Source organism: Alkalibaculum bacchi (assembly GCF_003317055.1).
GTDB lineage: Bacteria > Bacillota > Clostridia > Eubacteriales > Alkalibacteraceae > Alkalibaculum > Alkalibaculum bacchi.
In genome coordinates, this window is sequence record NZ_QNRX01000022.1 from 32,720 (window position 1) to 42,997 (window position 10,278).

Annotated in this window: 12 protein-coding genes; all 12 read right to left on the reverse strand. The window is 35.3% G+C overall.

What is annotated here, in order from left to right:
- Positions 1 to 13: 13 nt before the first annotated feature.
- The 12 genes from DES36_RS13140 to ptsP all read right to left on the reverse strand — a co-directional run bounded on the left by DES36_RS13140 (position 14) and on the right by ptsP (position 9,920).
- Positions 14 to 544, reverse strand: coding sequence for a UvrB/UvrC motif-containing protein (locus DES36_RS13140; protein WP_113921673.1), 531 nt, complete (start codon positions 542 to 544; stop codon positions 14 to 16).
- 33 nt (positions 545 to 577) lie between these two features.
- Complete coding sequence (locus DES36_RS13145; RefSeq protein WP_170128313.1) at positions 578 to 1,381, reverse strand: transposase; 804 nt, start codon at positions 1,379 to 1,381, stop codon at positions 578 to 580.
- Between the two features lie 764 nt (positions 1,382 to 2,145).
- Positions 2,146 to 2,358 (reverse strand): hypothetical protein, encoded by a 213-nt coding sequence (locus tag DES36_RS14655; RefSeq protein WP_146953657.1) that lies wholly within the window; start codon positions 2,356 to 2,358, stop codon positions 2,146 to 2,148.
- Between the two features lie 63 nt (positions 2,359 to 2,421).
- Positions 2,422 to 2,610 (reverse strand): hypothetical protein, encoded by a 189-nt coding sequence (locus tag DES36_RS13150; RefSeq protein ID WP_113921675.1) that lies wholly within the window; start codon positions 2,608 to 2,610, stop codon positions 2,422 to 2,424.
- Positions 2,611 to 2,868: 258 nt separating this feature from the next.
- On the reverse strand, positions 2,869 to 4,902 hold the full coding sequence (gene fusA / locus DES36_RS13155) for an elongation factor G (RefSeq protein WP_113921676.1): 2,034 nt from the start codon (positions 4,900 to 4,902) through the stop codon (positions 2,869 to 2,871).
- Positions 4,903 to 5,225: 323 nt separating this feature from the next.
- Positions 5,226 to 6,008: a SigB/SigF/SigG family RNA polymerase sigma factor gene (locus DES36_RS13160; protein WP_113921677.1), complete on the reverse strand. Its 783-nt coding sequence runs from the start codon at positions 6,006 to 6,008 to the stop codon at positions 5,226 to 5,228.
- A 4-nt stretch (positions 6,009 to 6,012) separates the two neighbouring features.
- Complete coding sequence (locus tag DES36_RS13165) at positions 6,013 to 6,429, reverse strand: ATP-binding protein (protein WP_242981774.1); 417 nt, start codon at positions 6,427 to 6,429, stop codon at positions 6,013 to 6,015.
- Between the two features lie 17 nt (positions 6,430 to 6,446).
- Complete coding sequence (locus DES36_RS13170; protein ID WP_113921678.1) at positions 6,447 to 6,746, reverse strand: STAS domain-containing protein; 300 nt, start codon at positions 6,744 to 6,746, stop codon at positions 6,447 to 6,449.
- A gap of 112 nt (positions 6,747 to 6,858) precedes the next feature.
- Positions 6,859 to 7,248, reverse strand: a complete 390-nt coding sequence (locus DES36_RS13175) for a DUF948 domain-containing protein (RefSeq protein ID WP_113921679.1) — start codon at positions 7,246 to 7,248, stop codon at positions 6,859 to 6,861.
- Positions 7,249 to 7,284: 36 nt separating this feature from the next.
- A complete protein-coding gene (locus DES36_RS13180) occupies positions 7,285 to 7,650 on the reverse strand; it encodes a YtxH domain-containing protein (RefSeq protein ID WP_113921680.1) in 366 nt (121 codons plus the stop codon).
- A 263-nt stretch (positions 7,651 to 7,913) separates the two neighbouring features.
- On the reverse strand, positions 7,914 to 8,180 hold the full coding sequence (locus tag DES36_RS13185; RefSeq protein WP_113921681.1) for an HPr family phosphocarrier protein: 267 nt from the start codon (positions 8,178 to 8,180) through the stop codon (positions 7,914 to 7,916).
- Between the two features lie 12 nt (positions 8,181 to 8,192).
- The gene (ptsP, locus tag DES36_RS13190; RefSeq protein ID WP_113921682.1) at positions 8,193 to 9,920 is read right to left on the reverse strand and encodes a phosphoenolpyruvate--protein phosphotransferase; all 1,728 of its coding nucleotides are present in this window, start codon (positions 9,918 to 9,920) and stop codon (positions 8,193 to 8,195) included.
- Positions 9,921 to 10,278 lie beyond the last annotated feature (358 nt).

Genomic DNA, 10,278 nt, shown 5'->3' on the forward strand with positions numbered 1-10,278 from the left:
ACACCTCGAAGAATTAACTATTAATACTATTTTGCTCTTCAATCGTCTTTTTTATCGCTTTTATTTTATCTCGGTATATTGCAGCATCTTCATACTCCTCTAGCTCCACTGCTTTTGTCAATTTTGCATTTAATTCTGCCAATTCTCTTTCTAATCTTAAATTTTCGCCTCCATGCTTTACAAGCTTACCGATATGCTGGTCTTTGCCATGCAATTTTTTGATCATAGGGTTAATGTGTGACCGAAATGTATGATAACATACCCGGCATCCAAACTTTCCATATTTCTTAAAAGTATCATAGTCCATGCCACAAGCTGGGCACACATATAGATTGTTTGTATTTTCATTTATTTCGCTAGATTGTTGAGAGTAATCTCCTAAATCTAAAAAGTTTGCAATAAAACTTGGAAAGTTAAAGGATATATTATAAGTATCCTGTAATACAGAGCATTGCTCGCAAAGATGCATTTCCTTTTTTTCACCATTGGTAATCTGCGTAATATGGATCGAGGCAGGCTTTTGATTACAGTTTTGACAAAGCATATTATCCCTCCTTAACGGGCTAAATTTACAATCTTACTGAATTTCATCTTCCCCTGAATGCTCTTTAATAATCTTATATACGACTCCTCTGTTTAACTGAAGTATTTCTCCAATTTTGCGTATTGAAAGTATACCTGTGTTTTTTAACATTAAAACGAGATGAGTACGATGACACTTATTTTGTTTATACCCCAGTTCGCTTAAATTAATATCATTTTTTGCTAAATATATTTCTAACATGCGATTAATTTTGTTTTCAACGCTGTCCTTTACATCTAAAAACAGATCCTTGTTCTCTGTTTTTGTATATACTTTAAATTTATGAACAGCTTCCCTTGTATTAGAATCAAATTGAGCTAATATGATTTTTTTATAGAAAACAACGGTATCATCATTCATCTCAATATAATCTTTATAGCTACTCCATTTATAAGCATCGTGTTTTTGTACAATGCCATTACTAATGGGATCATTGTGGATAAATCTTATTACTGGAAGAATATATTTTTTTTCTCTTATACATGTACTCTTAAATCGATCATAAAACACGTGACCTGTTCGTTGGTATTTGCAGTTATAATAATATGCATACGTGACATTTACTTTTTTCATGATTGTTGAAATATCGTATTTCTCAATTTTTAATAAGAAATGTGCATGGGTATCAAGTATGCAATAAGCGATTAGCTTTAATAAATCAACATCAGAGTAATTTTTTAAGATTTGTAGGATTTTCTTCTTATCTTCATCGTCAAAAAAAATCTTTTGTTTGTCATTTCCTCTTACTAGTACATGATAATAGGATAAATCACTAATTTCCCTTGGAACTCTAGACAAGATACCACCTCGATTAATATGTTGAAAGTTGAAAGCGGAATGCAGAAAGGGCTTTTGTATTCCTTTTGGGTCAAAGATCCTTCGCTTCGCTCCAGGATGACGGGAGCAGGAGCTAGGGTCTTTATCTCGCCCAAAGGCGATTTCAGCTTTCTGCTTTTACAAGTTTTAAGTTGCGTGTAGTTCGTTTAGTGCGATCCTTCGCTGCGCTCTGGATGACGGGAGCAGGAGCTAGGGTCTTTATCTCGCCCAAAGGCGATTTCAGCTTTCTGCTTTTACAAGTTTTAAGTTGCGTGTAGTTCGTTTAGTGCGATCCTTCGCTGCGCTCTGGATGACGGGAGCAGGAGCTAGGGTCTTTATCTCGCCCAAAGGCGATTTCAGCTTTCTGCTTTTACAAGTTTTAAGTTGCGTGTAGTTCGTTTAGTGCGATCCTTCGCTGCGCTCTGGATGACGGGAGCAGGAGCTAGGGCCTTTATCTCGCCCAAAGGCGATTTCAGCTTTCTGCTTTTACAAGTTTTAAGTTGCGTGTAGTTCGTTTAGTGGCATCCTTCGCTGCGCTCTGGATGACGGGCCCTGCAGCCAGCAACCTACGACATACCACCTTACCACCTTACCACCTTATCACCTTATCACCTGTCTTTACTTTATTCTATCACCATACTATTTATAAGTAAACAAAAAGTTGACAAAAAGAACCGTTCTCTTTGTCAACTTTTTTATACATTGAATACTTTATGTTCAATTCATGAATTTAGATTGCTTTTTTATTAGCAGTTATTGTTTCTGTTGTTGTTGTTTTGAGCATTTCTATTGTTGTTATTTTGAGCATTTCTGTTATTATTGTTTTGGGTATTGTTGTTATTATTATTTTGTGCATTTCTGTTGTTATTGTTGTTGTTATTGTTGTTCTGAGTATTTCTGTTATTGTTGTTGCTTGTGTTTTGTGCGTTTCTGTTATTATTGTTGTTGTTTCTTTCCATGTTAAGGACTCCTTTTTTTGTTTAATATAGTTTTCATTAGTATTATTGACGATTTTCTATTTTTTATTTATTTATTTTATTTTTATTTTCATTTTCTTTTAGATAATAATCTGTATTATCTTGGGACAGCATATCGCCCTTATTTGTTATTCCGTGTTCATAAAGCTGATCGTTTAAAAATTCCCCTACCGTTTTATCACGCATTGCTTCTTTGAATTCTTCACTCTTTTTTCTCTCTGTATGTTTATCCATTTGAATCTCCTTTCTTTTTGATTTACTTTATCTTTTGTACATTAGATAAAATTATTCGGTAAAAGTAGAAAGCGGAAAGGACAAAGGGCAAAAAGGGGACACATTTATAAATGTGTCCCCTTCTTTTTGCCCTTTGCCCTTTGCCCTTTTGTCCCCTTTTTGTCACTTTCATTGCGCTTAAGATGACTCCTACCGGAGCTAGGTTCCCTAACTCGCCCGAAGGCGAGCGCTGCTTTTGCTGACCACCTGACCACCTGACTACCTGACCACCTGATTTTCTACTATCTTTTCCGCTATATTTGCTGGAACTTCTTCGTAGCGTTGGAATTCCATTTCAAATTCTCCTCTTGCTTGAGTTAAGGAGCGGAGTTCTGTGGCGTATTTGAACATTTCTGCTAGTGGAGCTTCTGCTACGATCTTTTGGCCATTATCGGCTGGTTCCATACCTAGAACATGGCCTCTTTTTTTATTTATATCGCCTATTACATCTCCCATATATTGGTCTGGTACAGTTATCTCTACTTTGTAGATAGGCTCTAAGAGTACTGGGTTTGCAGCTTTCATACCTTTTTTATAGGCTAGAGATGATGCCATTTTAAAGGACATTTCATCGGAATCTACAGAATGGTAAGAGCCGTCGTGTAAAGTTGCCTTTAATCCTACTACAGGAAATCCTGCTAAAACTCCTTCTTTTCTGCATTCTTGTAAACCTTTATCTACCGCAGGAATAAAGTTTCTAGGTACAGCTCCACCTACTACTTTATCTACAAATTCATATTCGATATCTGTTGTTCCTATTGGTTCAAAATCTACAAGTACATGACCAAATTGGCCTCTACCGCCGGATTGTTTTTTATGCTTTCCTTCTGCAGTAGCTTTTTTCTTTATGGTTTCTCTGTATGGAATCTGTGGGTCTTTAAGAAGGATATCTACACTAAATTTATTTTTCATCTTATCTTGTATGATCTCTAAATGCATTTCACCCATACCAGATATAATCGTCTGTTTTGTTTCGTCATTTCGATACACTTTAATAGTTGGGTCTTCCTCTTGTAGTCTTTGTAGACCTACGCCGATCTTGTCTTCATCGCCCTTTGTCTTTGGCTCAATGGCCATAGATAAATTAGGCTTTGGAAATTCTATTGGTTTATAACTCACAGGCTCCTTTGGATCGCACAAGGTATCTCCTGTGGTTGTATCTGATAATTTTGAAAAGGCCCCTATGTCTCCTGCCTCAATTTTGTCTACTTCTATTTGTTTCTTCCCTTGCAAAACATAAAGGTGAGAAACTTTTTCCTTTTTATTTGTTCTCGTATTTAATAGTTCCATACCGGATTTTATCGTTCCTGATATGGCCTTAAATTGCGACAATCGCCCTACATATGGATCTACTATCGTTTTAAATATGAATGCAGAAACAGGTGCTTCTGAGGAAATTTTTCTTTCTTTTTGTATATCTTCTGGCGACGGGAAAAACTCAATAATCATATTTGCTAAAGTTTCAACGCCTACATTTAAATGACCAGAGGCACATAAAATTGGAACTAATTCTCCTTCTAATACTCCTTTTCTTAAACCTCTATGAATTTCTTCATTTGTCAGCTCTTCACCGTTAAAGTATTTGTCCATAAGTTCTTCTGTGCTTTGAGCAACGGATTCTACAATCATCTCTCTATAAGGAGATATGGAATTTAAAGTCTCTGGTGGTAATTCAATATCGATGCAGCAATTTCCGCTTCTTTCTCTTCCTGTCATATCTACTGCATTTAGTACACCTTTAAAATCTGCCCCTTCTCCATACGGAATTTCAAATGGAACTGCCTTAGGTCCTAATGTGTTTTTGATCTGTTCCATCACTGGTTCAAATTGTGCATTATCTCGGTCCATCTTGTTCACTAAAATAAAGGTAGGAATTTTTTTCTCTTGAACATACTCCCACGCTTTTATTGCGCCAACTTCTAGACCTGAAAGGCAATCAATGACGATTACTGCACAATTGGCTACATTTACTGCACTTACTAATTCGCCAACGAAGTCAAAGTAACCTGGTACGTCAAATATATTTAATTTGTGGTCTTTGAATTCAATAGGTACGATAGATGTGCTAATGGAGATTTGTCTTTGAATTTCTTCTTGATTAAAATCGGATAAGGTATTGCCGTCTTCAATTCTTCCCATTCTGTCGGTCATTTTCGCATTGAAAGCCATCGCTTCAAGGATTGTGCTCTTCCCACTTCCGCTGTGCCCCAATAATACTACATTTCTTATTTGCCTAGTTGGATACGTTTTCATCTTGAATCTTCCTCCTCGTCAAAATAATCTTGCTATAGTATAACTTTAGTATAACCTTTTAAAATGTGAACTTATTATCATTTTATATCATTTCAAACCATATATCTATAGTTTAATCAAACTTAGTTGCAAAAAAGTGCCTTAGGCACTTTTAGTCTCTAGTCATTAGCTTGCATGTATTCCTTTTGGGTCTTTAGATCCTTCGCTTCGCTCCAGAATGACTCCTGCAGAAGCTAGGCCTTTTTCTCACCTTCGGCGAGCTTTGCCTTTGCTTACCACCTGACCACCTGTTTTTACAAAAAATCCTCACAATAAGGAGGATTTTAAACAGCTATTTTTTCTCTTAATTTTATAAGGATCTTTTTTTCTAGTCTCGATACGGTCATTTGTGAGACGCCTAATTCCATTGCTATTTCGTTTTGGCTTTTATTATTATAGAATCTGTCGACGATAATCTTTTTATCGTATTTTGATAGGCTATCAAATATCGTACGCAGGAAATCTTTATTTTCTATTTCAGCTATTTTGGTATCTTCTAAACCTAAGACTTCAAATAAAGATAAGTCGCTATCATCGTTTGAATTAGACACTTTTACATCTAATGATGTAGGCTGATAGGCAAAACTTCCTTCCATAGCCTCTATAACCTCTTCGTGAGTAAGATTAAGGTAGTTTGCTATATCGTCTACTGTAGGTACTTTCATCAATTTATGTTGCAATTCTTCTTTTGCTTGGTTTATTCTTCGGTAGGAATCTTGTATTCTTCTAGGTACCTTAATAATCCACTCTTTATCTCTAAAATACTTCTTAATTTCTCCTAATATGGTAGGCGTAGCAAAGCTTGAAAACTCAAATCCTTTACTTGGATCAAATCTTTCTATTGCATAAATCAAACCTAAGCTAGCTACCTGATAGATATCGTCGTATTCTACACCTTTATTCACATACTTTTTTGATAAGATTTCAGCTATATAGATGTGTTCTTCGAATATCTTATTTCTTAATTGATGATCTTTGGTAGCTATATACTCACTGAATAACTCATCGATATATGCCTTACGATTAAGACTTTTGTTATCTTGAGAAGCCGATAGACGTTTACTCATACAACTACTCCCTTATGTTTTTAATCATGCGTATGCTGGCTCCATTATTTTCTCGATTTGTAATTTCTACTTCGTCCATCAGAGTCTGAATAATGTATAATCCTAAGCCGCTTTCTTTTGGATGGTCTAAATCTGGGGCCTTTATATTTTCTACATCTATGCCCTTACCATCATCACATACTTCAATTATAAGCTTTTTTTCTTTAATTGTATAGTGTACAAAATACTTGCCAGCTTCATCTTTACTACCGTGCTTAAGAGCATTAGTACAGGCTTCTGATACAGCTACCTTTAAATCTTCAATATCGTCTACATCAAATCCCATTCTATCAGCTACGCCTGATAACGCTAGTCTAGCCACACTTACAAACTCAGGAGCATTAGGCAGTGTAAGGCTTACTGTCATGTTTTTATTTTCCATTCTTTTAATTCCTCCACTTATTCAACTGAAAATATTTTTATGATTCCGGTAATTTCAAACAGTCTTTTTATATTGGAGCGTAAATTGATAATTTTAATGTCAGTATCCTTATATTTACCTTTTATTCCTATAAGTGCTCCTATACCGGTACTATCTATGTACCCCAAATCCCCAAAGTCAAAAACAATATTTTTAGGATTTTGTTTCATCTTGTCATCTATAGCATCCTTTAATCGATCTACAGTGTAAATATCTACTTCACCATTTAACTTAATTTGGTAATAATCTTGTTCTATTTTTGTTGTTATTGATAACAAAGTATTTCCCCCTCGTCTAACCTAATTATGCATTTTAAATTTATTATGGATTAACTATCGCTCAAAAGTTGTTCCAATATTGTTCAAAAAGGTAGACACGTTAAACGTGTCTTTATGATTTTATCTTTTGCTTTTTTTTCTTTCCTGTAAGTGATTGAGCAATATTAATTGCTGAATGTGTATATCTTAGCGTTTTTAAGACTGGTCTGAGGATATAGCTCTTTGTGGTGGCAACGGTTTTTTGTACATCTGTGACAGACTTCTTTACAGAGTATAATGTTTCCTCTACGCTGTCCATTACTTCTGAAGAACTATTTGTTATGCTCTGGACATCTTTTATGATATCATCAATTTGTTTTCTGTTTTCCGAAACCGTTTTAGTGATGTCCTCTACGGCTATTGTCAAACTTTTCATCGTCTTTGCTAGGTATACAGCACCTACTACAAAGGCAATTCCTATTAAAAGAATGCCCGCTTCCCATAAGTGGATTGGTTCAAACATTATTCTTTCACCTTCTAGCTTCTATGTGTATTTGAGCTATATTTGAGTATCTTGAGGATCTGGATCTTCATCTAATTCTTCTTCTATATTGTCAATAGCGTCTTCTACTGAATCCTTCATATCCTCTAGTTTATCTTCTAACTCTGTTTTGTAATACTTCATTTTGTCAGATACTTTACTACTCAAATTTTCAACTTTTTCGTTGATTTCGTCCTTGTATTCACCCATTTGATCTACGGCATCATTGCTTAAGTCTTTAACACTGTCGATAAAATCTTCACTTTTATCTTTTAATTTCTGTATGGTATCTTTTCCGGATTCTGGAGCTAATAAAATACCAGCAATCCCTCCAAGAATTGTACCTAATAAGACGCCACTCATAAAATCTGAACTTTTAGACATAATTTTCCCTCCAATTTATACTTTTTAAAATTATACCCCAATATTTGGATTGTAAACAGGTTTTTGAAAAAAAAGGTGGTCAGCAAAGGCATTTCTAGGGTCGGGCTCTGCGGGTCTTGGATCCTTCGCTTCGCTCCAGGATGACTGGGCGAGAGACCAGGTTATTATCTCGCCTAGAGGCGAGGTATGATTTTTTTCGCTTTCCGCATTCAGCTTTCCGCTAAAACAAAAGAATGTCCTCTTACGAGGACATTCTTTATTTTTTATTCTTCTCCAAATTTGCTTTCGATTAACGCTACTAATGCAGCTAATGCAGCTTGTTCATCTTCGCCGTCTGCTTCGATCGTTAATACTGTGCCTTTTGAAAGGCCTGCTGCCATGATTCCCATGATGCTTTTTGCATTGATTTTTTTATCGTCTTTAATAATATTGATTTCTGATTTATACTTCCCTGCTTCTTGTACAAACATTGATGCTGGTCTTGCATGTAATCCTGTTGCGTTTAATACTGTAACTTCTTTATTTACCAATTGATTTTCCTCCTAAATAATTGTAATATTTAATTTCTTTAATTCTTCTGTTACCATGGCTATTACTTCATCAGCTGTTGCAAGCTCTAGCGCCTTTTGAGCGATTTCTTGAGCTTCTTTTAATGTAACGCTTCTAATGATCTTTTTAATTTGTGGAATACTAGACGCGCTCATACTAAATTCATCTAGGCCCAGACCTAGTAAGATTAATGCTGCAAGAGGTTCTCCTGCCATTTCTCCACACATTCCAGTGAATTTACCTTCATGTTCGTGAGAAGCTTTTATTACATTATGAACCAATCTCAAAATTGCAGGATTGAATGGTTGATATAAATAGCTTACGTTTTCATTCATTCGATCTACTGCTAAAGTGTATTGGCATAAATCATTTGTACCAATGCTAAAGAAGTCTACTTCTTTTGCAATAATATCTGCACAAACTGCTGCAGATGGAATTTCTACCATAACACCTACTTTAAGGTCTTTATCATAAGCTATATTTTCAGCATCTAGCTCTTTTCTACATTCATCTAATATGGCTTTTGCTTGTCTTACTTCATCTACATTTGAGATCATTGGGAACATAACGAGTGCTTTTCCAAATGCACTGGCTCTTAGGATGGCTCGAAGTTGCGTTTTAAATAAGTCTTTTTCAACAAAGCAAAGTCTTACTGCTCTTAAGCCTAAGAATGGATTCATTTCCTCATCTAATTGTAAATATGGAAGTTTTTTATCTCCACCAATATCCAAAGTTCGGATGATGATTGGCATGTCTTTCATGCCTTCTAAAACCTCTTTGTATGCTTCAAATTGCTTTTCTTCACTTGGCATTTCATCGCTGTCCATATATAGGAACTCTGTACGGTATAGACCTACGCCTTGTCCGCCATTTCGAATAACGCCTTCGATGTCTTTTGGTGTGCCAATATTTCCAACGAGTTCTACTACATGTCCATCTTTTGTTTGTGCTGGAAGCTCTTTTAATTCTTCAAGCTCTTTTTTGAAATTTTCATATTCTGCTTTTTTGTCTTGGTAGCTCTTAAGTACTTCTTGTTCAGGATTGATGATTACTTCTCCTGTCATACCATCTATTATAATCGTATCTCCATCGTTTGCACTAGAAGTAATATTTTTTAATCCTAGTATTGCTGGGATCTCTAAACTTCTAGCCATGATTGCTGTATGAGAAGTTCTTCCTCCGATATCTGTAGCAAAGCCCTTGACTTTTTGCTTGTTCATTTGTGCAGTATCAGATGGTGTTAAATCCTTTGCAATAATGATTACATCTTCTGAAATTTCGCTTAGGTTTTGTGTTTGCACACCTAATATATTTCGAATTAATCTAGAACCAACATCTTTAATATCTGCAGCTCTTTCTTTCATGTATTCGTCTTCCATCATGCCGAAGATCATTACAAATTGCTCTGTTACTTGATTTGCCGCATTATCTGCTGTAATTTTTTCACTATTGATTAATTGTTCTATTTGCCCTGTATATTCAGGATCATCTAGAATCATTAAGTGAGCATCAAAGATTTTAGCTTCCTCTTCACCTAATTCTTCAATTGCTTTTTGTTTTATATTATTTATTTGAATTCTTGCATTCTCAATTGCATCTTTTAGTCTAGCGCATTCGTCTTGTACATTGTCGATTTTGGCAGTATTGATTTCAATCACAACATCCTTTAATACGAATGCTTTACTGATTGCAATGCCTGGTGACGCACCAATTCCCTTCACTGCATTTCCTCCTTCTGTTAATATAATATAACCTACTGTTAAAGTAGGTATTACAAAGAACCTATTCGATATTCTATCACAATTTTTTTTGGCTTTCTACATGTAATGGTTTGCAGATTGTTGCTTCATTCGTCTCATTTTTATTTACCCATTTATAGGTTAATTATTCACTTTTTATGCGCTTCGCTAACAATTGAGAATTTAAAATTATTAAGCCACCAGAGTGCAGCACTTATGCCACCTCTGGTGGCCTTTTGGTTTTGCTTACCACCTTACCACCTCGTATAATGTAGTTATGATATTTGATAAATTAAATCTACATAGTCTAACGAATTTTTATCTTTATAATAGTATCTAA

Excerpts from the sequence above, each read along its gene's own strand:
- DES36_RS13140 (WP_113921673.1), bottom strand. The coding sequence starts at position 544 with ATGCTTTGTCAAAACTGTAATCAAAAGCCTGCCTCGATCCATATTACG.
- DES36_RS14655 (WP_146953657.1), bottom strand. The coding sequence starts at position 2,358 with ATGGAAAGAAACAACAACAATAATAACAGAAACGCACAAAACACAAGC.
- DES36_RS13150 (WP_113921675.1), bottom strand. The coding sequence starts at position 2,610 with ATGGATAAACATACAGAGAGAAAAAAGAGTGAAGAATTCAAAGAAGCA.
- fusA (WP_113921676.1), bottom strand. The coding sequence starts at position 4,902 with ATGAAAACGTATCCAACTAGGCAAATAAGAAATGTAGTATTATTGGGG.
- DES36_RS13160 (WP_113921677.1), bottom strand. The coding sequence starts at position 6,008 with ATGAGTAAACGTCTATCGGCTTCTCAAGATAACAAAAGTCTTAATCGT.
- DES36_RS13165 (WP_242981774.1), bottom strand. The coding sequence starts at position 6,429 with ATGGAAAATAAAAACATGACAGTAAGCCTTACACTGCCTAATGCTCCT.
- DES36_RS13175 (WP_113921679.1), bottom strand. The coding sequence starts at position 7,248 with ATGTTTGAACCAATCCACTTATGGGAAGCGGGCATTCTTTTAATAGGA.
- DES36_RS13180 (WP_113921680.1), bottom strand. The coding sequence starts at position 7,650 with ATGTCTAAAAGTTCAGATTTTATGAGTGGCGTCTTATTAGGTACAATT.